This is a genomic window from Dermacoccus sp. Ellin185 (genome assembly GCF_000152185.1).
Classification (GTDB): Bacteria; Actinomycetota; Actinomycetes; order Actinomycetales; family Dermatophilaceae; genus Dermacoccus; species Dermacoccus nishinomiyaensis.
Map to the genome: position 1 here is coordinate 16,919 of NZ_AEIQ01000061.1, position 20,920 is coordinate 37,838.

A 20,920-nucleotide genomic window follows, 5' to 3' on the forward strand; every position below is an offset into this window, starting at 1 on the left:
CCCCGCCGCAGGGGGAGTGACTCGTGCGGCAGGTACCCCCGGGGTTTCGATGTAGATCATCCCGGGCATCACCTCGCCGATCACGCGGGTCATGAGACTCGACATGCCGCACGTTCCGAACAGCTTTCCGGCCACCATGGCCGGAACTGACCGTGGCAACCTGCGCGTGCCACAGATACGAGAGATCGACATGAACAAGTTCGACGCGATCGAAGCGGCGAGCCTGCGCTCCGACGTCCCGGAATTCCGCGCCGGCGACACGCTCAACGTCCACGTCAAGGTCATCGAAGGCACGCGTTCGCGTGTCCAGGTGTTCAAGGGCGTCGTCATCCGTCGCCACGGCGGCGGCGTCGGCGAGACCTTCACCGTCCGCAAGGTGTCCTTCGGCGTCGGTGTGGAGCGCACGTTCCCCGTCCACACGCCCGTGATCGAGAAGATCGAGGTCGTGACGCGCGGTGACGTGCGCCGCGCCAAGCTGTACTACCTGCGCGACCTGCGCGGCAAGGCAGCCAAGATCAAGGAGAAGCGCGACGCGGTTCCCGCCAAGAAGGCCTGAGAACGCGCACAGCTCCCAGACGGCTCATGACGTCCATGGACGACGAGCATCACCCCGAAGGCGCGACCCCCACGCGGGGCCGCGCCTTCGGCGCATCCCGACGCACGCGTTCGCTGCGTCCTCGTTCGCTGCGGCGCGTGCTCGGGTGGGTGTTGTCGGGCGTCCTCGTCGCGCTGCTGCTCGTCCACGCGTTCGTCGCGGAGACGTTCACCGTGCCGTCGCGTTCGATGCAGCCGTCGTATCAGGTGGGGGATCGCATCGTGGTGGACAAGCTGCACGATCATCCACGGCGGGGTGACGTCATCGTCTTCTCCGGTGCCGACGTGTTCTACGAGCAGACACCGCGCGACGGGGTGCTCGGCGCACTCGACACCGCCGCGGGGTGGCTGGGGTTCCGCCCGAACGACCAGGACTACCTCAAGCGCGTCATCGGGGTCGGCGGAGACACGGTGAGCGTCGGCCACGACGGTAGGCTGCGCGTCGACGGGCGCGTCGTCGACGAGCCGTATCTGCCCCAGGGGCAGCGACGCGCCTCGGCGGAGCCGTTCTCGGTGCGGGTCCCAGCCGATCACCTGTTCGTCCTCGGTGACAACCGCGACTTCTCGGATGACTCCCGCGGACACCTCGGTGACCCGGGTGGAGGGTTCGTCCCACTCGAATCCGTGATCGGCACCGTCGCCGGCACGTACTGGAGCGCACGATGAGACGGCACGATCGATGACGGGAACGCACGCATGACGAGTTCGACCCCGACCCTGCGCCTCGAACGTCAGCTGCTGCGCACGGGGTACACACTTGTCGCAGGCATGGACGAGGTAGGACGCGGTGCGCTCGCGGGCCCCGTCAGCGTGGGCGTCAGCGTCGTCGATGCGGCGACGTCGACGGTGCCGCAGGGTGTCAAGGACTCCAAGCTCGTGCCCGAGCCGAAGCGCCCCGATCTCGCGCGCCGCGTGCGGCGCTGGGCGCTCGACGGCGCCGTCGGCCACGCCTCGCCCACCGAGATCGACGCGCTCGGCATGACGCGCGCGCTGCGCCTGGCCGGCACCCGCGCCCTCGCGCAGCTGAGCGTGCGCCCGGACGTCGTCATCCTCGACGGCAAGCACGACTGGCTGAGCGAGCCCGAGACGGTCGGACTGCTGGGCCTGCTCGAGCCGGAGAGCGCCCCGACGTGGCACGTCGTCACCCAGATCAAGGCCGACATGCGGTGCTCGTCGGTGGCCGGAGCCAGTTTGCTCGCCAAGGTGGAGCGTGATGCCATGATGGTCGACGCGGCCCGCGACCACCCGGTGTACGGCTGGGGGATCAACAAGGGATACTCCGCGCCCGACCACCTCGCGGCCATCGCCGCGCACGGCGCATGCGACCTGCATCGACGCTCGTGGAAGACTTTCCGCGACACGGGCGCGGTGCCCGCCCCGACGAGCGACGAGGAGTGAGATCCCGATGAGTGCTGAGGATCTCGAACAGTACGAGAACGAGCAGGAACTGGCGCTGTACCGCGAATATCGCGACGTCGTCGGCCTGTTCCGCTACGTCGTGGAGACCGAGCGACGTTTCTACCTCTGCAACGCCGTCGACATGACGGTGCGCGGTGAGGGCGCCGACGTGTTCTTCGACGTGACGATGCAGGACGCGTGGGTGTGGGACATCTACCGCCCTGCGCGGTTCGTCAAGAACGTGCGCGTCGTGACGTTCAAGGACGTCAACGTCGAAGAACTCGCCAAGAACGACCTCGAGATCCCCGACGGGCCGGGCTTCACGAACTGAACCGCCCGGCCTGGACCCTATGGCGCTCGCGCTGTGCGCCGCCGCTCGCGTGGCGCCGGTGTCGACGGGCGGGTCGGCGGCCTGGCGCGTCTCGCTCCTGGGGACGGTGACGGCTGCAGGGGCTGCTCGGACCGTGCTGCACCCCTGTTCCACAGGGTGGCCTCCGGCGACGAGCGCTGAGGTGCCCGCACCCGCTTCGCTGGGGTGCGGAGGTGGTCACCATGACCGACAATTCGACGCGGCCACGCGCCGGGAGCACCACGACTGAGCACGAACTCGCCCGACCTGCCGGGCGGGCGCGACCCACGCGCGAGGCCCCGGCCGCGGCCCGTTCGACCCCCTCGACGGGCGCCGCATCACCGCCGGACCCGCGGCGCACGCTCGGTGCGCAGGGCGAGCGTCATGCCTGTGCCTACCTCGCCTCGCTCGGCTACGAGATCCTCGAGACGAACTGGCGATGCAGCGAGGGTGAGATCGACGTCGTCGCGCGTGACGGGCGCGAGATCGTCGTCGTCGAGGTGAAGACGCGACGCTCGCAACGCTTCGGGCCCGCGGTTGAGGCGGTGACGCACGAGAAGCACCTGCGTCTGCGCCGCCTGGCCTGCCTGTGGCTCCGCGAGCGCGAGGTGTCCGCCGCCGCGGTGCGCATCGACGTCATCGGCGTCGACGTGCTGGCCACCGGCGTCCGCGTCGACCATCGTCGGCGGGTGATCCTGTGAGCTTCGGGATGACGAAGGGCGTCGTCGTCTCCGGCATCGAGGGCACCGTCGTCGACGTCGAGGTGAGCGTCGGGCAGGGGTTGCCCCGCGTCATCATCTCCGGGATGCCGGACACGGCGATCTCGCAGTCGCCGAACCGTTTGCGCTCGGCGATGATCCAGTCGGAGCTCGCCTTTCCGGACACGCGCCTGACGATCAACCTCGCGCCCGCGTCGCTGCCCAAGGCCGGTGCCGGGCTCGACCTCGCGATCGGTGTGGCCGTGCTCGCCGCGACCCGGCAGGTGGGTCCTGCCGAGGCGGCCGGCGTCATGCACATCGGTGAGTTGGGGATGGACGGCACGGTGCGGCCCGTCCACGGTGTGCTCCCGGCCTGCCTCGCGGCGTTGGAGGCCGGGCAGCGGGAGGTGATCGTGCCGACGGCGAACGCGGCCGAGGCCGCTCTCGTGTGGGGGCTGAGAATCCACCCGGTGCGCTCGCTGTCGGACGTCGTGGCGTTCCACCGAGTCAGGGCCGAAGGACGCACTCTCGACCTGCCCTGGCCGGAGCCCGCCGACGACGACGTCGAGGCCCCGCCCAGCGACGACATGCGCGACGTCGTCGGCCAGTACGAGGCGCGAACCGCCCTCGAGGTGGCGGCGGCCGGCGGGCACAACGTCTCGCTCATCGGACCGCCCGGTGCTGGCAAGACGCTGCTCGCGAGCCGGCTGCCGGGCATCCTGCCGCCCCTGACGCGGGAGGAGGCGATGGCCGTGACGAGCATCCAGTCCGTCATGGGCGTCTTCCGCGGCGGGCCGCTCGTCGAGAAACCTCCGTTCGTCGCGCCGCACCACGGCACGACGATGCCCGCCCTCATCGGCGGTGGGCCAGGGCGCCCACGGCCCGGGGCGGTGACGCAGGCACACGCCGGCGTCCTCTTCCTCGACGAGGCCCCCGAGTTTCGTCGCGAGGTGCTCGACAGCCTGCGCCAGCCACTCGAACGCGGCAGCGTGACGATCGCGCGGTCGGAGCAGGTCGTGCGCTATCCGTGCCGCTTCCAGCTCGTCCTTGCGAGCAACCCGTGCCCCTGCGGGCACTACATCGGCCGCGGCGCGGCCTGCACGTGCACGTCGAAGGCGCGCCGCACCTACCTCAAACGACTGTCCGGCCCGCTGCTCGATCGCATCGACGTCCACCTCCAGGTCAACGCGGTCACCCGCAGCGACCTCGCGGCCGGGCCGGGGGAAGCGAGCGCGAGCGTCGCCGACCGGGTCCTCGAGGTGCGCGAGCGATCCGCCGCCCGATGGGCGCCGCTCGGGCACCGCCTCAACGCTCAGGTTCCGGGCGCCGTGCTGCGTTCGTCACCCTGGGCGCTCGAGGCGGGCGACATCGCGGTGCTCGACCAGGCGCTCGACACCGGTTCCCTGACGTTGCGTGGCTACGACCGCATCCTGCGGCTCGCGTGGACGCTGTGCGACCTGCGTGGAGCGAACCGCCCCACCCGTGAGGACGTCTTCACGGCCCTCACCCTCAGAGAAGGACACCCCGAGTCATGACCGATCTCGACCCTGTTCCCGACGACGGCATCTCGGCGTTCGGCGCTGCGACGCTCGATGCCTCGATGCTCGATCCCCAAACCCGGCGCGCCGCGCCCCTGGGCGGGGCGTTGTTCTCCATCACCGAGTCGACAACCCCGGGGGCCTGCCTCGATCCCGGCCCTGCCCACGCGGCTGCGCGAGCGGATCGAGCGGGGGCGCGCGACGATGCGCCGGCCCCGGCCATGAGTGCGGGCGAGCGGGCGGCGCGCCTCGTGTGGGCCCACATCGCGGAACCGCGCGATCCCAAGGCTCACGCCCTCGTCGACGCCCTCGGGCACGAGGAGGCGCTCTCCGCCGTCGAGGAATCCCCTGACAAATGGGAGAACTTCACGACGCGGCTACGCGCCCTCGACCTCGACGAGCAACGCCGGCGCCTCGACGTTGTGGGAGCGCGGGTGCTCGTACCCGGCGACGAGGAGTGGCCCACCGGGCTCGACGAGCTACCCGAGACGCCGCACGCACTCTTCGTCATCGGGGAGGGGGATCTCGCCTGCGCCGCAGAACGTTCCGTCGCACTCGTCGGGGCGCGCGCCGCGACGCACTACGGGCAGCGGATCGCGGCGCAGATCGCGCTGGGCGTCGGCGCGCACGGGGTGAGCGTCGTGTCCGGGGGAGCCTTCGGCATCGACGCCGCGGCGCACCGCGGGGCGCTCGCCGGAGACGCCGACACCGTCTGCGTCGTCGCGGGAGGCGTGGATCGCGTGTATCCCACGGCGCACGAAGAACTGTTCGCGCGCATCAGGGAGCGCGGCGTCATCGTCAGCGAGATGCCCCTGGGATTCGCGCCGATGCGCCAGCGTTTCCTTCATCGCAACCGGCTCATCGCCGCGCTAGCTCCCGGGACGGTCGTCGTCGAAGCGGGGCTGCGTTCCGGATCGCTCAGCACGGCCGGGCGAGCCGAGGAACTCAACCGCGTCGTCGGCGCGGTGCCCGGCCCGGTCACGTCAGCGGCGAGCGCCGGCTGCCACGAGCTCGTGCGTGACGGAGTCGCCGTGCTCGTCACCGGGGCGGAGGACGTCATGGAACTCGTCGGCTCCTACGGCCCGCGCGCCACGACACGTGACACGCTGCCCGTGCTCGCGCGGCCCGAGGACGCCGTCGGACCGCGGGCGCGCCTGGTCTGGGACGCGCTGCCGCTGCGTGAGCCGACCTCCCTGGAACGTGTGGCGCGCACCGCGGGACGCCCGGAGCGCGAGGTCGTCTCAGCCCTCGGGGAGCTGCTCGCAGCCGGTCTGGCAGCGCGTGAGGACGGAGGGTGGCGCAAGGCGTGAACGGATCGCCCACCCACACAGCACCAGGGGATCGCGAACGCCACTTTCGCGGTCGTTCGTTGGAACGCCCCCGGAGCGGGACCAGGGACGACGGGCGCTTCCTGCGACGTGTGCTGCGAGCGGTGTGACGCGGCGGGACGTACTCTCGTCGGGTGAGTGGACCGAGCCAGCCACGTGGGCCGAGTGAACGGGTGATCGAGCAGTTCCTCGATCACCTGAGTGCCGAACGCGACCGTTCGACCAACACGGTGCGTGCCTACTCCGTCGACCTGGCGTCCCTGCGCCTCCACCTGACGGGGGCCGACGTCGCCTCGTGGTCCGACCTCACCCTCAACGACCTGCGCAGCTGGCTGGCCGCGCAGAGCGAGGCGGGCAACTCGCGCAGCACCCTGGCTCGACGGGTGTCGGCGGTCAAGACGTTCTGTCGTTGGGCGCGCCGCAGGGGCGTCATCGCGACCGACCCGTCGGTGCGACTCAGCGCGCCGCGCCGCATGACGTCACTGCCCGAGGTGTTGCGAGTCGATCAGGCCGCCGCGATCCTCGATGCGGCGGACGAGGCAGCGGCCGCGGCCGTCCCCGCCGCACGCGGCTGCGGTGAAACAGCCGCTGATGCCGGCTCCGCCACACGCCAGTCAGTTGAGGCGGCCGTCGACGTCGACTCCGAAGCGGGTGAGGCAGGGGCAGCGCCGACGGAGACCGTCTCGCCCCATCAGTCAGCACCGACACCTGCGGCCGGTCCCGAAGAGCGCGCCGTCAGGGCTCGGGACGCCGCCGTCCTCGAACTGCTCTACGCCTCCGGCATGCGCGTGGGCGAGCTGGCCTCCCTCGACGTGAGTGCGCTCGACGAGGCGAACCAGCTCGTGCGTGTCATGGGCAAGGGCCGCAAGGAACGGATGGTGCCGTACGGTCTGCCTGCGCGGGAGGCACTGGAACGGTGGCTGAGGTGCCGTGGGGCGCTCGCGGCCGATGGGGAGCGAGCCCTGTTCGTCGGGGTGCGGGGGCGTCGGATCGACCAACGCATCGTCCGGGAACTCGTCAACCGCGCGACAGCGTCCGTCGACGGCGCGCCGACGCTGTCGCCGCACGCTCTGCGACACAGTGCCGCCACGCACCTCGTCGAGGGCGGCGCCGACCTGCGCACCGTCCAGGAATACCTCGGCCATGCCTCGCTCGCGACGACGCAGATCTATACCCACGTCTCCGCCGAACGCCTCCGGGCCGGGTTCGAACAGGCCCACCCACGCGCGTGAGGCGCGCGTGTCGAGAAACCGCGTCTCTGGTGCCGCGGGGGCCAACCCAAGCCCCCTGACGTGTCGGCGCCGCCGACGAGGCCAGATGCTCACAGGGGCGGAAGAAGTACGGGGCGTCGGTGCGCGATGAGCGTCAGCGGGTCGCGGTAGCTCTTCGGCCCCACCTTGTAACCCCAGTGCAGGCATGCCGGCTCGCAGTGCCCGGGTTCGAGATCGGCCACGTGCTCCCCGCGATGCACGCTCGCCCCCTTGGACACCTGGTGACTGACAGGTTCGTAGGTCGTGTCGAACCCCTGGGGGTGACGGATCGTCAGCACGCCGCGCCCGGCGACACTGCCGCTGAAGGTGACGACCCCGTCAGAGGGCGCGACGACGGGTGCTCCCGGTGACGAGCGCAGGTCGACGCCGCGGTGACCGGCGCCCCACACGACCTCCGGCGGGTCGAAGCGACGCACGACCTCGTGCGGCGTGACCGGCCAGGCGAACCCGGCACTGGGCGCATCGTCCAGCGCGCCGACGCTGGGTCGGGCGAGCGCTTGCGCGGTGGTTGCTTTCCGGCTCGTGTCGACGCTCGCCTGAGTGAGGGCCTGCGTGATGGGCTCTCCGCGGTGCGTGCCGACGACCGCCATGGGCTCCAGCGACGGTTGCGGTGGTGCCGAACGTCGTGGCGGCAGCGGCGCAACGCCCGGGCGTTCGACCCTTGGCCGGGTGAGCCGCGGCCGGACGGGCATCGAGGCCCTCGGTTTCTCAGCCCCGCCCACCACAGAGGGGCCCACCACCGACGATCCCACCACCGACGGGCTCACCACGGCGAACCCCACGAGGCCGGCGGAACCCACGGCGAGCAGGGACGAGACGATGCGCAGGATGGCCATGTCGACAGTCTGCAGCGCACACGCCGTGGGGCCGCGGCGTCAGCCCGAGACCCTGTGGACGGGCCTGCAGATCACGTCGTTCGCGCGCTGCGGCCGTACGTATCCACAAGCCGCTCGATCGCAGCGTCGATGACGGAGCGCTGCTTGCAGAACGCGAAGCGCAGCACACTCGTCATGCCGGAGGCGTCCGGATCGTCGCAGAACGCCGACGCCGGAATCGCGACGACCCCCGCCTCCGTCGGCAGGCGCAGCGCGAACTCGGCTGCGTCGTCGACGCCGAGGGGCGCCGCGTCGGCGAGGACGAAATAGCCGCCCTGTGGCGCAACGGCGTCGAACCCGGCGCGCGTCAGTCCGTCGACGAGCAGAGCACTGCGGGCCGCCATCTCGGCGCGCTGTTCGGCGAAGAACGCGTCGGGCAGGCACAGCCCGGCCGCGATGCCGTGCTGCAGCGGCGTGCCGCTCGCAAAGGTCAAGAACTGCTTGACGTTCGCCACCGCGGCGACGAGGTCGGCAGGGCCACTGACCCACCCGATCTTCCACCCCGTCGTGCTGAACGTCTTGCCACCCGAACTGATCGTCAGCGTGCGCTCGGGCATGCCGGGGGTGCTCGCGAAGGGCATGTGCTCGTGCGGCGCGAACGCGAGGTGTTCGTACACCTCGTCGCTGATGACGACGGCGTCGTGGCGCGCGGCGTGCTCGGCGATCGTCGCGCACTCCGCCGCGGTGAAGACCTTGCCGGTCGGATTGTGCGGCGTGTTGAGCAGGACGAGCGCGGTGCGCTCGCTGAACGCCGCGGCGAGGGCGTCCTCGTCGAGCGCGAAGTCGGGGAAACGTAGCGGCACCGTGCGCCGCACGCCGCCGGCACGCGCGATGTCAGCGGCGTAGGAGTCGTAGGTGGGTTCGAACACGACGACCTCGTCGCCGAGTTCGACGAACGCGAGGATCGCGCTCGCCAGCGCCTCCGTCGCTCCGACGGTGACGAGGACGTCGGTGTCGGGGGAGACCTCCAGCCCGTACCAGTGGTGCTGGTGCGCGGCGATCGCCTCGAGCAGCGTCCGCTCACCACGCGCCGGCGGGTACTGGTTCGCGCCGTCGGCGATGGCCTGGCGGGCCGCTGCGAGCACGGCCTCGGGGCCGTCGGCGTCGGGGAAGCCCTGGCCGAGGTTGAGCGCGCCGGTCTCGGCCGCGAGCGCCGTCATGCGCGAGAAGATCGTCTGCCCGCCGGCGGGGCGGATGGCGCTGCGTCGGCCCGCACGGGGCGCGGGCGAGGTCTGCGGTGCTGGCGTCGTCGAGTCGCTCATCGCTCCAATCTAGGACCCCTGGCGGCAATTTCGGGTTGCCCCCTCGAGCCGGTAAGCTGGAGACACGTCTTTTGTGCCCTGATGCGCGTCGCCCACCTGATCGCACCTCCGGCTTCGAGTTCCGTCTCGAGAGCCGGGTCGAGCAGAGGTGATGTGTGGGCGGGCCGCAAGACGAATTCGCGTGGCCTCACGCCTCGTACATCCTGCTCCGCAGGGCGCACGTCGCGGGCCCTCGCCCTTCGGTCCGTCGATCGTGAACCTCTGTGAGGGGAATGTCCGACGGTGGGTGGTGGTCGGGCCGCCAGGGCAGCAATCCGGCTGCACGAACTGAAACCTCGACATGAAAGGGGACTTCGGCATGGCCGTCGTCACCATGCGCCAGCTCCTCGAGAGCGGCGTCCACTTCGGACACCAGACCCGTCGTTGGAACCCGAAGATGAAGCGCTTCATCATGACGGAGCGCAACGGCATCTACATCATCGACCTCCAGCAGTCGCTGACCTACATCAACGACGCCTACGAGTTCGTCAAGCAGACGGTCGCCCACGGCGGCACGATCCTGTTCGTCGGCACGAAGAAGCAGGCTCAGGAGTCGATCGCCGAGCAGGCCACCCGCGTCGGCATGCCGTACATCAACCACCGTTGGCTCGGTGGCATGCTCACGAACTTCCAGACGATCAGCAAGCGCCTCGCGCGCCTGAAGGAGCTCGAGGCTCTCGACTTCGACGACGTCGCCGGCTCCGGCTACACGAAGAAGGAGCTGCTGCTCCTGTCGCGTGAGAAGGCGAAGCTCGAGCTCGTCCTCGGCGGCATCCGTGAGATGTCGAAGATCCCGTCGGCCGTATGGATCGTCGACACGAAGAAGGAGCACCTCGCCGTCGACGAGGCGCGCAAGCTGGGCCTGCCGGTCATCGCCATCCTCGACACGAACTGCGACCCCGACGAGGTCGACTACAAGATCCCGGGCAACGACGACGCCATCCGTTCGGTCGGCATCCTCACCCGTGTGATCGCCGACGCCGTCGCCGAGGGCCTCGTCGCCCGTTCGTCCGGCAAGTCGGGCGAGTCGGCCGCCGAGCCGATGGCCGAGTGGGAGCGCGAGCTGCTCGCCTCCGACACCGGAGCGAAGGCCGCCGCTGACACGGACACCGAGACGGGTCCGTCGTCGATCAAGAAGGCTGCTGACGAGACGGCTGCCGCTGACTCGACGAACGCTGACGAGGCCGCTGCAGTGGCCGAGGTCGACGAGAAGACGGCGACCGAGGTCGCCGACTCCCAGGCCTGAGAAACTGGCTCGACGTTCATGACGTCTGCACCCGGCGCCGGCACTGCTCGTTGCAGTGTCGGCGCCGGGGGAGCGTAAACCCCCTGCATTCTTTCGACTCACGAGGAGCGAAACACTCATGGCGAACTACACCGCCGCTGACATCAAGGCGCTGCGCGAAGCTACCGGCGCCGGCATGATGGACGTCAAGAAGGCACTCGACGAGGCTGACGGCGACAAGGCCAAGGCCACCGAGATCCTGCGCGTCAAGGGCCTCAAGGGCGTGACGAAGCGCGAGGGTCGTTCCGCTTCGAACGGCCTCGTCGCCGCGAAGGTCGAGAACGGCGTCGGCACGCTGGTCGAGGTCAACTGCGAGACCGACTTCGTCGCGAAGGGCGACAAGTTCATCGCCCTCGCCGAGCAGGTTCTCGACCAGGCTGTCGCGGTCGAGGCCGTTGACGCCGATGCGCTGCTGAAGAGCAACATGGGCGGCAAGACGGTCGCGGAGGTTCTCGACGAGGCCAACGCGACGATCGGCGAGAAGATCGAGGTGCGTCGTGTGGCGCGTCTCGAGGGCGAGAACGTGACGGCGTACCTGCACAAGACGAGCCCTGACCTGCCGGCGCAGATCGGTGTTCTCGTGGCACTCAAGGGTGGCGACGAAGCGACGGCTCGTGACATCGCGATGCACATCGCCGCGTTCTCCCCGTCGGTGCTGACGCGCGACGAGATCGACGCCGAGGTCGTGGAGAACGAGCGTCGTGTCGCTGAGGCCACGGCCAAGGAGGAGGGCAAGCCGGAGGCTGCTCTGCCGAAGATCATCGAGGGCCGTGTCAACGGGTACTTCAAGGAGAACGTGCTGCTGGAGCAGCCGTTCGCGAAGGACGCCAAGAAGACGGTCAAGAAGGTCGCTGATGAGGCGGGCGCGGAGGTTTCGGGCTTTGCGCGGTTCAAGGTCGGCGTGTGACCGAGCCGGAACCGGAGGTTGAGGCCCAGACGCGCGCAGCGCGTCCGGGCCTCGGCCGTAGGTGAGCGCGAAGTCAGACGCCAGAAGGAATGGCGTCTGACACCTTTCATTCAACTCACCGCATGACCCCAGACGAGGCCCGGACCGCGCGCAGCGCGTCCGGGCCTCGTGGCGTGAGGTTGGGGCTCGTCGCGTGGCCGGGGGGACTAGCGTGTGTCCATGAGTGGCTTCATGGTGGATCTGCCGGAGTGCGTGCGTCGCGTCGAGGGGGTCTCGGGCCTGCCGGCGCTGGAGGTGTCGGGGCCGCGGTCGTCGGGTGTCGTGCAGTTGCACGGCGGTCAGGTGACGAGTTTCGTGCCGCGTGGTGGGCGTGAGCTGTTGTGGCTGAGTCCGTTGGCACAGGCGGGTCCGTCGATGGCGATCCGCGGCGGCGTCCCGGTGTGTCTCCCGTGGTTCGGTGCGGGCCGTGACGGCGGGCTGTCGCCGTCGCACGGCCTGGCGCGTCGGGCGCGGTGGAGGCTGCACTCGGTGCGCGAGGAGGGCGAGGCGGTCATCGTCTCGCTCGTGGTCACTCCCGAGGCGGTCGCGCAGCTCGACGGCGCCGAGCACTGGCCGCCGGGGCTGTTCGCAACCCTCGAGATCACGTTCGGCGATGCTCTCGGGCTGCGCCTCGTCGTGCGCAACGAGGGCTCAGACCCGCTGACGTTCGAGGCAGCGCTGCACACGTATCTCGCGGTCGACGACGTGCGCACGGTGCGTGTCGAAGGGCTGACGGGTGCGTCGATGCTCGATCAGGCCAGCGGGGAGCGCTCACGCGTCGAGGGTGACCTGACGTTCGACGGCGAGGTCGACGCCGTGGTCACGGCGCCGAAACAGCCCATCACCGTCGTCCAGGGGCGGACGGAGGGGCGGACGCCGATCTACCGCATCGAGCGCGAGAATCTGCCGGATGCGGTCGTGTGGAACCCCGCCGAGCAGAAGACCGCCTCGCTCGCGGACGTGCCCGACGACGCGTGGCCGCGGTTCGTCTGCGTCGAGGCGGCCACGATCAAGGACGACGCCGTCACCCTCACCCCCGGGCAAGACACAGCACTGGGCGCGACGTACGCTCCGCTCGCAGACTGAAGTTTTTCGGCTGCCCTCAGCAGTGTGAAAAGATTGGCCGACTCATGCCCGACGAAGCGCCAGGAGGCGAAGTGAGCGACACCGACGCGAGCGAGAGGGTGAACGCCTCCCCGGCGATCCCCAGGTACGACCGAGTGCTGCTCAAGCTCTCCGGTGAGGTCTTCGGCGGCGGCAGCGTCGGCGTCGACCCCGACGTCGTGCGGGGCATCGCTCGCCAGATCGCGCCGGCCGTGCGCAGCGGCATCCAGGTCGCGGTCGTCGTCGGTGGCGGCAACTTCTTCCGCGGTGCCGAGCTGCAGCAGAAGGGCATGGATCGTGCGCGTGCCGACTACATCGGCATGCTCGGTACCGTCATGAACTGCCTGGCGCTGCAGGACTTCCTCGAGAAGGAGGGCATCGACACGCGCGTGCAGTCGGCCATCGAGATGACGCAGGTCGCCGAGCCGTACATCCCGCGCCGTGCGATCCGTCACATGGAGAAGGGCCGCGTCGTCATCTTCGGTGCCGGCGCGGGCATGCCGTACTTCTCGACCGACACCGTCTCCGCGCAGCGTGCGCTCGAGACGAAATGCGACGCCGTGCTCGTCGCGAAGAACGGTGTCGACGGCGTCTACTCCGATGACCCGCGCAAGAACCCCGACGCGGTGAAGCTGGATGTCGTCACGCACGCCGACGCGTTGGCGCGCGGGCTCAAGATCGTCGACGCCGCAGCGTTCAGCCTGTGCATGGACAACAAGCTGCCGATGGTCGTGTTCGGCATGGAGGGTGAAGGCAACATCACCCGCGCCCTGCAGGGTGAGAAGATCGGCACGGTGGTCTCCGCGTCCTGACGCGGGGCCGAACGTGGCTGTTCCCGAGAACGTCCGAGAAACGAGAGCGAAACCATGGATATTGACGAGATCCTCCTCGAGGCCGAGGAGAAGATGGACAAGGCGATCGAGGCCACGAAGGAGGACTTCGCCTCGATCCGCACCGGCCGTGCGAACGCGGCGATGTTCAACCGCCTGACGGTCGACTACTACGGTGCGCCGACGCCGCTGCAGCAGCTCGCGTCGTTCCAGACGCCCGAGGCGCGCACGATCCTCATCATCCCGTTCGACAAGTCGGCCATCTCCGAGATCGAGAAGACGCTGCGCGACTCCGACCTCGGCGTCAACCCGAGCAACGACGGCAACCAGATCCGCTGCATCCTGCCCGCCCTCACCGAGGAGCGCCGCAAGGACTACATCAAGATGGCCAAGGACAAGGCCGAGAACGGCCGCGTCAGCGTGCGCAACGTGCGCCGCAAGGCGAACCAGGACATCGACAAGCTGGTCAAGGACAAGGAGGTCGGCGAGGACGACGGCGCCCGCGCCGAGAAGGACCTCGACGCCATGACGAAGAAGCGCGTCGACACCGTCGACGCGCTGCTCAAGGGCAAGGAGGCCGAGCTGCTCGAGGTCTGACCTCGACGCACGCTCGCATTCGGCATGCCCGCTTCGGCGCAGCCTTCGAGCCCACCCCCGCCGGGGGTGGGCTCGAAGGTCGTGTCCGAGACGCTCGCGCCCGCCCCCGCGAAGAAGAACAAGGCCGGGCGCGACCTCAAGGCCGCCATCACGGCCGCACTCGTGCTCGGCGTGCTCGTCCTCGCGTCTCTGCTCATCCGCAAGGAGGCGTTCGTCGTCCTCGCGACGGCCGCGTCCGTCGTCGGCACGCGCGAGCTGCTCATGGCGATGCCGCCGGCCAAGTTCCGCCCGCCGTGGATCCCCGCGCTCGCCTCGGCGGCCGTCATCCCCGTCGCGGCGTATCTGCTCGGGCCGTCGGCGATGCTCGCGGCGCTCGTCGGCAGCGTCCTCGTCTTCATCGTCTGGGGTGCGGCGAGCAACCGCCTCGCGCCCGACACCGCGTCGGCGGCGCTCATCGCGCTGTACGTGCCGGCGCTCGTGTCGTTCGCGATGATGCTCCTGCATGCTGATGACGGCGTCAGCCGCATCATCACGTTCATCCTCGTGACGATCGGCAGTGACATCGGCGGCTACGTCGCCGGCGTGCTGTTCGGCAAGCACCCGATGGCGCCGACCGTCAGCCCCAAGAAGTCGTGGGAGGGCTTCGCCGGGTCGTGGCTGAGCTGCGTCGTCATCGGCGTGCTGACGGTGACCCTCATCCTGCACGCGCCGTTCTGGGTCGGCATCCTGCTCGGCTCGCTCGTCGTCGTCGCGGCCACCGTCGGCGATCTGTGCGAGTCGATGATCAAGCGCGATCTCGGCATCAAGGACATGAGCAACCTCATCCCGGGTCACGGCGGTCTCATGGACCGTCTCGACTCGCTCGTTCTCGCGGCCCCCGTCACCTGGGCCGTTCTCACCGCGTTCGCCAGCTGAGGCGAGGAGTTCTTCCATTGAGCACCACCGAATCGACCACGACCGACCTGCCCGAGCCGACGGCGAAGCGTCCCGTTCCGGGCCAGCTGACGTTCACCGCGCCGCGGCGCGGCAAGCCGCCGAAGCACCTGGCGGACTTCGACCTCGCCGGGCGTCAGGCGTTAGCGAAGGAGCTCGGGCTGCCCGCGTTCCGCGCCAAGCAGCTGTCGAACCACTACTTCGAACGCTTCGTCGCCGACCCTGCCGAGATGACGGACCTGCCGAAGAACGGGCGCGAGGAGATGGTCGCGCAGCTCATGCCGACGCTGCTGACGAGCATCAAGACGCTCGTCGCCGACGGCGGTAACACGCTCAAGCAGGTGCACCGCCTGTTCGACGGCGCGCTCGTCGAGAGCGTCATCATGCGCTACCCCGGCCGCGTCACGATGTGCATCTCCAGCCAGGCCGGCTGCGGCATGAACTGCCCGTTCTGCGCGACCGGGCAGGAAGGGCTGACGCGCAACCTCACGACGGCGGAGATCGTCGAGCAGGTCGTCGCCGGCGCGCGGTTGCTGCGCTCCGGCGAGCTGCCCGGCCTCGACGACGACGAGCGCGAGACGCCGCTGCGCGTCAGCAACGTCGTGTTCATGGGCATGGGGGAGGCGCTCGCCAACTACCGCCAGGCGATCGACGCGATCAAGCGGCTCGTCTCGCCCGCCCCGGAGGGGCTCGGCATGTCGGCTCGCGGCGTGACGATGTCGACGGTCGGTCTCGTGCCGGCCATCGACAAGCTCGCGGCCGAGGGCATTCCGGTGACGCTGGCGCTGTCGCTGCACGCGCCCGACGACGAACTGCGCAACGAGCTGGTGCCCATCAACACGCGCTGGAGCGTCGACGAGGCCCTCGATGCGGCGCATCGCTACTTCGAGGCGACGGGGCGTCGCGTCAGCATCGAGTACGCGCTCATCAAGGACATCAACGACCAGGGCTGGCGCGCGGATCTGCTCGCGAAGAAGCTCAACGCGCGTGGCAAGGGGTGGGTGCACGTCAACCCGATCCCGCTCAACCCGACGCCGGGCTCGAAGTGGACGGCGTCGCGCAAGGGCGTCGAGCAGAACTTCGTCGAGCGCCTACGCGCGGGCGGCATCCCGACGACGGTGCGCGACACGCGTGGTTCCGACATCGACGGAGCGTGCGGGCAGCTCGCCGCCAAGACGGCCTGACACGAGCAGCTCGCCCCGATCATCGCCCCAAATGCGTCATTCGTGATGCGTTTGGGCCGATGATGCGTCAAGCCTGAGGCTGCGATGAGCTCAGGCGCCCGTCAACACTGCGAACGCCTCCGCGGGCGTCTCGACGAGGTGGAGGTGGTCGGCGAAGCGTCGCCCCGCCGCGAGCGCGGTGAGCGCCGGCCAGACGGGGACGACGTCCGTCCACTGTGCGCGCCCGACGAGGACGAGGTGCGGCAGCGGCACGTCGTCGGCGGCGTAGTACAGCGGCGTGACGCTCTGGAAGATCTCCTGCACGGTGCCCGCGGCGCCCTCGAGGACGATGATGCCGCCGCTGGCGCCGGCGAGCAGGTCGTCCTCGCGCAGGGCGTTGGAGAAGAACTTGGCGATGACGTCACCGAAGACGTTGGGCGGTTCGTGGCCGTAGAACCACGTCGGGATGCCGACGCTGCGCACGTCGTCACCCGCGCCATCAGCCACGCCCAGCAGCTCGCGCGACGCGAAAGCGCTGTGCGCCCAGGCGTCGATGCTCGGACGGAACGACTCGACGCTCGCCAGGCACTCCAGCGCCGTGTCGAGGCCGCCGACGCGGTCAGCCGCGCCGAGGTTCGCAGCCTCCATCGCGCCGGGCCCGCCGCCGGTCAGGACGACGTGGCCGCCGCCGGCGAGATCGCGCGCCAACCGGGCGATCTCGGCGTACGCGGTACTCGTGCGTCCCATCGCGTGACCACCCATGATGCCGACGGTGCGTCGGCCCTCGAGGCTCTCGTGCAGGGCGTCGCGCATCGACTCGTCGTGCAGCCCGCGCATGGCGCCCGCATAGGCGTCATGCGCCACGCGGCAGTCACGCGACCAGCGATACGCCTGCGCGTCAGGGGTGTGTTCGTAGCCGCGCTCGAGGCCAGCATAGAGCTCGCCGGCGGAGTAGAGACGCGCGCGGTAGGGGTCGATCGGCAGGTGCGGATCGCTGGGAAACAGGATGGCGCCGCGGTCGGTCAACGTCCGAGCCGTGGACGCCGGCACGTGGCCGCCGAGCACGACGAGACCGTCGAAGCGGTTCGGCAGAGCGATCAACGCCTCGCCGGCAGCGCTGGCGAGGTCGACGCCCTGCAGCCGCAGACCGCTGACGGTTCCGCCGTCCTGCAGATGGGCGAGCAGCTCGTCGGCCGAGTGGATCTCACGAAGCATGAGGCCAAGCGTGGCACACGAGCGATTCGTCGCCGAGCACGGCGGCGAACTCACCCGGAACCTCGCGATCACGAGGCAAGATGGGTGTATGACCGACGTCACGTTCGACCACGCCTCACTCCACGTGCGCAGCCTCGACGACCCCGAGGGGTTCTGGCTCGAGGCCGCCAGCGGCGTCGACTGGATCACCCGACCCAAGGGGGCGCTCGACGCCTCGAGCGCCCCGCTGTACCGCTGGTTTCCCGACGCGCGGCTCAACACCTGCTACAACGCGCTCGACCGGCACGTCATCGCCGGCCGCGCCGATCAGCCGGCGCTCATCCACGACAGCGCCGTCACCGGCACGAGCCGCACGTACACCTACGCCGAACTGCTCGACGAGGTCGCCCGCCTCGCCGGGGTGCTCCAGGCGCTCGGGGTGGAGAAGGGCGACCGGGTCGTCATCTACATGCCGATGATCGCGGAGGCCGTCATCTCGATGCTCGCCTGCGCGCGCATCGGGGCGGTGCACTCGGTTGTGTTCGGCGGCTTTGCGCCCACCGAGCTGGCCGCACGCATCGACGACGCCCAGCCCAAGGTCGTGCTGTCCGCGAGCTGCGGCGTCGAGCGCACCCGCGTCATCGAGTACAAGCCGATGCTCGACGCGGCACTCGCCCGCGCGTCGCACGAGGTGGGGCACTGCGTCATCGTGCAGCGCCCGCAGTGCGAGGCGAGCCTGGGGGAGAAAGGACTTCGACTGGGCGCAGGTCATGGCGCCTGGTGCGGTGCAGCCCGCCGGCTGCGTCGCCGTCGCGGCCACCGACCCGCTCTACATCCTCTACACCTCCGGCACGACGGGGCGGCCGAAGGGCATCGTGCGTGACAACGGTGGCCATGCCGTGGCCCTGACGTGGTCGATGAAGCACGTCTACGGCATGGAGGCCGGTGACGTGTGGTTCACGGCCAGCGACGTCGGCTGGGTGGTCGGCCACTCCTACATCGTCTACGCGCCGCTGTTCGCGGGCCTGACGACGGTGCTGTACGAGGGCAAGCCCGTCGGCACCCCGGACGCCGGCGCGTTCTGGCGCATCGTCGAGCAGTACGGCGTCGCGGGCCTGTTCACGGTGCCGACGGCGATCCGCGCGATCAAGAAGGAGGATCCGGACGGCTCGTTGATCGCCGGGCACGACCTGTCGTCGTTGCGGACGCTCTTCCTCGCCGGTGAGCGCCTCGACCCCGACACCTACGCCTGGGCGCACGACAAGCTCGGGGTGCCGGTCGTCGACAACTGGTGGCAGACGGAGACGGGGTGGCCCATCGTCGCGAACCCGGTCGGCATCGAGTCGTTCGCGCCGAAGCCCGGATCGGCGACCAAGCCCCTGCCCGGCTACGACGTGCAGGTGCTCGCGCCCGACGGCTCGCCCGTCGAACCAGGCGTCGAGGGTGCCGTGTGCCTCAAGCTGCCGCTGCCGCCCGGTACGCTCGCGACGCTGTGGGGTGGCAACGAGCGCTACGTCAGCTCCTACCTGTCCGCGTTCGAGGGCTACTACCTCACCGGTGACGGCGGCTACATCGACGACGACGGGTACGTGTGGGTCATGGGCCGCACCGACGACGTGCTCAACGTCGCGGGGCATCGCCTGTCGACGGGCGCCCTCGAGGCCGCGCTCGCGGGGCACCCCGCCGTCGCCGAGTGCGCCGTCATCGGGGTCGCCGACCAGCTCAAGGGCCAGGTGCCGCGGGCGCTCGTCGTGCTCAAGGCCGGGCGGGAGTACACCGACGACGAGTTGCTCACCGTCCGCGACGAACTCAAGGCGCGCGTGCGCGCCGAGGTCGGGGCGCTCGCCTCGCTCAGCGACGTCGACGTCGTCCAGGCCCTGCCGAAGACGCGATCGGGCAAGATCCTGCGCAAGACGATGCGCCAGATGGCCGACGGTGAGACGCCCCAGGTGCCCGGCACGATCGAGGATGCCAGCGTCCTCGACGCTCTCGGTGAGGTGCTGCGCCACCACTCGTGACGTTCGCGACGCCGCGCGGCGTCGTCCGCGCCGGCTATGACGAGCTGGTGCTGCACCTCGGCGCGGCGGCTGCCGATCTCGGCGCATGCCGAGAACGGTTCGTCCCCGGCACCGCATCGGTCCCGGGGACGAACGCTACGTCACTCGAACTCAGCCGAGCTTTCGAAATCAGCCGAGCTTCGTCACCTCGAGCGTCACGCCGTGCTGACGCAGGCGCTCGGCGTACGGCGCCCCGAGGGCGACGGCGGGCGTGAGGACGCCGCCGTCCGCCTCGCCGGGCAGCGTCGGCAGGTCGCCGAGCGCCAGCGTCACGGCCGCCTCGCCGAGCATGACGGCCGTCGCCTTGTAGCCCGGGTCGCCCTGCGAGGCGACGATCGAGCGGTAGCGGGCGCCGCTCGTCGTCGTCGAGCGGATGTCCATGCGGAAGAAGCCCTTCTCGCGCGCTTCCTCGCTCGGGCCGCTGCCCGGCGCGGGGACGAGGCGTTCGAGCAGCGGGCGCAGACGCTTGACGCCCATCGCGCCGAAGCCCGCCCCCAGCGCACCCGCGACGGCGTACGCCATCGCGCGACCCTTGACGCCCTTGCCGGCCTTCATCACCTCGCGGTAGCGGAAACCCGAGCCGTACACGTGGCCGAGCAGCGCGTTGCTGCGGCGCACGATGCGCGTGTTGTAGGAGGCCATGAGGAACGGCGCGACCCACGCGTCGACGTCGTCGGAGTACCACACCGACAGCGAGTCCTTGAACTCGCCGCTCGGCTCGCGCGAGCGGTCGGGGGAGAGGGAGAACTTGTCGCCGGCGATCTTGCGGCGAGCGGGGTCGTCGGCGATGTCGTCGGCCTGCTGCATCGCCGAGGCGATCGTCCCGCCGCTCATGCCGCCCTTCATCGACGCGTACTCGGTCGTCGCCGTGAGTTCCCCGTCACCGGCCTCACGCGCCGTCTGGGCGAGCAGGAAGACGCCGAGGTCGGAGGGCACCGAGTCGTAGCCGCACGAGTTGACGATACGTGCGCCGTTCGCGCGGGCCGTCGCGTCGTAGCGGTCGATGCAGTCGTGGGCGAAGAGCACCTCGCCGGTGAGGTCGACGTAGTGGGTGCCGGCCTCGGCACAGGCGCCGACGAGCGGCAGGCCGTGGCGCGCGTACGGGCCGACGGTGGAGATGACGACGCGTGCCCGGTTCGCGAGGGCGTGCAGCGACGCCTCGTCGCCGGAGTCGGCTGTCACGATGCCCCAACCGGCGGCGGCTGCGGCCTCGGTGCTCAGGTCGTCGCGCACCTTCTCGACCTTCGAGGCGGTGCGTCCGGCGAGGGCGATGCGGATGTCATTCGGCGCGTGCTCGGCGAGGTGCTTCGCGACGAGCCGGCCGACGAACCCGGTCGCGCCGTAGAGGACGATGTCGAATTCTCGCGTCGTATCAGTCATGCTCCGCAGGCTACCGGTGAGTCACCTGCGCTGCCCACATACCTGAGGGGGGCCTCGATTACTCGTGTGGCCACATTGT

The 20,920-nt window shown here is 70.1% G+C and carries 19 protein-coding genes and 1 pseudogene; 16 read left to right on the top strand and 4 right to left on the bottom strand.

Annotated elements, in window-relative coordinates; all coding sequences use genetic code 11:
• The first annotated feature begins 190 nt into the window (after positions 1 to 190).
• From rplS to HMPREF0321_RS17290, 8 genes are all read left to right on the top strand, one after another.
• The gene (rplS, locus tag HMPREF0321_RS05670) at positions 191 to 556 is read left to right on the top strand and encodes a 50S ribosomal protein L19 (protein WP_038571206.1); all 366 of its coding nucleotides are present in this window, start codon (positions 191 to 193) and stop codon (positions 554 to 556) included.
• Positions 557 to 582: 26 nt separating this feature from the next.
• Positions 583 to 1,260: a signal peptidase I gene (gene lepB, locus HMPREF0321_RS05675; RefSeq protein WP_083603827.1), complete on the top strand. Its 678-nt coding sequence runs from the start codon at positions 583 to 585 to the stop codon at positions 1,258 to 1,260.
• A gap of 30 nt (positions 1,261 to 1,290) precedes the next feature.
• Entirely contained in the window at positions 1,291 to 1,992 is a 702-nt protein-coding gene (locus HMPREF0321_RS05680) for a ribonuclease HII (RefSeq protein WP_006944889.1), read from the top strand.
• Between the two features lie 7 nt (positions 1,993 to 1,999).
• A complete protein-coding gene (locus tag HMPREF0321_RS05685; protein WP_006944864.1) occupies positions 2,000 to 2,323 on the top strand; it encodes a DUF2469 domain-containing protein in 324 nt (107 codons plus the stop codon).
• A gap of 221 nt (positions 2,324 to 2,544) precedes the next feature.
• Complete coding sequence (locus tag HMPREF0321_RS05690; RefSeq protein ID WP_006944876.1) at positions 2,545 to 3,042, top strand: YraN family protein; 498 nt, start codon at positions 2,545 to 2,547, stop codon at positions 3,040 to 3,042.
• 8 nt (positions 3,043 to 3,050) lie between these two features.
• Positions 3,051 to 4,574, top strand: a complete 1,524-nt coding sequence (locus HMPREF0321_RS05695) for a YifB family Mg chelatase-like AAA ATPase (protein WP_040014554.1) — start codon at positions 3,051 to 3,053, stop codon at positions 4,572 to 4,574.
• Positions 4,571 to 5,887, top strand: a complete 1,317-nt coding sequence (gene dprA, locus HMPREF0321_RS05700; protein ID WP_006944870.1) for a DNA-processing protein DprA — start codon at positions 4,571 to 4,573, stop codon at positions 5,885 to 5,887. Before HMPREF0321_RS05695 ends, dprA begins: the two co-directional genes overlap by 4 nt.
• A 191-nt stretch (positions 5,888 to 6,078) precedes the next feature.
• Complete coding sequence (locus HMPREF0321_RS17290; protein ID WP_006944860.1) at positions 6,079 to 7,137, top strand: tyrosine recombinase XerC; 1,059 nt, start codon at positions 6,079 to 6,081, stop codon at positions 7,135 to 7,137.
• Positions 7,138 to 7,226: 89 nt separating this feature from the next.
• Here the strand turns inward: HMPREF0321_RS17290 and HMPREF0321_RS05710 are convergent, their stop codons facing one another.
• Positions 7,227 to 7,766 carry a M23 family metallopeptidase gene (locus HMPREF0321_RS05710; RefSeq protein ID WP_006944892.1) on the bottom strand — a complete coding sequence of 180 codons (540 nt, stop codon included), beginning with the start codon at positions 7,764 to 7,766 and terminating at the stop codon, positions 7,227 to 7,229.
• Positions 7,767 to 8,083: 317 nt separating this feature from the next.
• The gene (locus tag HMPREF0321_RS05715; protein WP_006944893.1) at positions 8,084 to 9,313 is read right to left on the bottom strand and encodes an aminotransferase class I/II-fold pyridoxal phosphate-dependent enzyme; all 1,230 of its coding nucleotides are present in this window, start codon (positions 9,311 to 9,313) and stop codon (positions 8,084 to 8,086) included.
• A gap of 358 nt (positions 9,314 to 9,671) precedes the next feature.
• On the opposite strand from HMPREF0321_RS05715, the gene rpsB reads away from it, so the two are divergent.
• From rpsB to rlmN, 7 genes are all read left to right on the top strand, one after another.
• The gene (gene rpsB, locus HMPREF0321_RS05720; protein ID WP_006944867.1) at positions 9,672 to 10,598 is read left to right on the top strand and encodes a 30S ribosomal protein S2; all 927 of its coding nucleotides are present in this window, start codon (positions 9,672 to 9,674) and stop codon (positions 10,596 to 10,598) included.
• A 118-nt stretch (positions 10,599 to 10,716) separates the two neighbouring features.
• Positions 10,717 to 11,544 carry a translation elongation factor Ts gene (tsf, locus tag HMPREF0321_RS05725; protein WP_006944863.1) on the top strand — a complete coding sequence of 276 codons (828 nt, stop codon included), beginning with the start codon at positions 10,717 to 10,719 and terminating at the stop codon, positions 11,542 to 11,544.
• A 219-nt stretch (positions 11,545 to 11,763) separates the two neighbouring features.
• Complete coding sequence (locus HMPREF0321_RS05730; protein ID WP_040014556.1) at positions 11,764 to 12,669, top strand: D-hexose-6-phosphate mutarotase; 906 nt, start codon at positions 11,764 to 11,766, stop codon at positions 12,667 to 12,669.
• A 71-nt stretch (positions 12,670 to 12,740) separates the two neighbouring features.
• Entirely contained in the window at positions 12,741 to 13,499 is a 759-nt protein-coding gene (gene pyrH / locus HMPREF0321_RS05735; RefSeq protein ID WP_006944885.1) for a UMP kinase, read from the top strand.
• Between the two features lie 54 nt (positions 13,500 to 13,553).
• Positions 13,554 to 14,114 carry a ribosome recycling factor gene (gene frr, locus HMPREF0321_RS05740; protein ID WP_006944866.1) on the top strand — a complete coding sequence of 187 codons (561 nt, stop codon included), beginning with the start codon at positions 13,554 to 13,556 and terminating at the stop codon, positions 14,112 to 14,114.
• Between the two features lie 81 nt (positions 14,115 to 14,195).
• On the top strand, positions 14,196 to 15,029 hold the full coding sequence (locus HMPREF0321_RS05745; RefSeq protein ID WP_006944862.1) for a phosphatidate cytidylyltransferase: 834 nt from the start codon (positions 14,196 to 14,198) through the stop codon (positions 15,027 to 15,029).
• A gap of 17 nt (positions 15,030 to 15,046) precedes the next feature.
• Positions 15,047 to 16,231: a 23S rRNA (adenine(2503)-C(2))-methyltransferase RlmN gene (gene rlmN, locus HMPREF0321_RS05750; RefSeq protein WP_006944853.1), complete on the top strand. Its 1,185-nt coding sequence runs from the start codon at positions 15,047 to 15,049 to the stop codon at positions 16,229 to 16,231.
• A gap of 90 nt (positions 16,232 to 16,321) precedes the next feature.
• Here the strand turns inward: rlmN and HMPREF0321_RS05755 are convergent, their stop codons facing one another.
• Positions 16,322 to 17,425, bottom strand: a complete 1,104-nt coding sequence (locus tag HMPREF0321_RS05755; protein ID WP_006944873.1) for an LOG family protein — start codon at positions 17,423 to 17,425, stop codon at positions 16,322 to 16,324.
• Between the two features lie 88 nt (positions 17,426 to 17,513).
• Here HMPREF0321_RS05755 and HMPREF0321_RS05760 point away from each other — a divergent pair.
• Positions 17,514 to 19,422: pseudogene (locus tag HMPREF0321_RS05760) on the top strand (acetate--CoA ligase).
• 168 nt (positions 19,423 to 19,590) lie between these two features.
• On the opposite strand, the gene HMPREF0321_RS05765 reads toward HMPREF0321_RS05760, so the two are convergent.
• Entirely contained in the window at positions 19,591 to 20,841 is a 1,251-nt protein-coding gene (locus tag HMPREF0321_RS05765) for a trans-acting enoyl reductase family protein (RefSeq protein WP_006944880.1), read from the bottom strand.
• Positions 20,842 to 20,920: the final 79 nt, after the last annotated feature.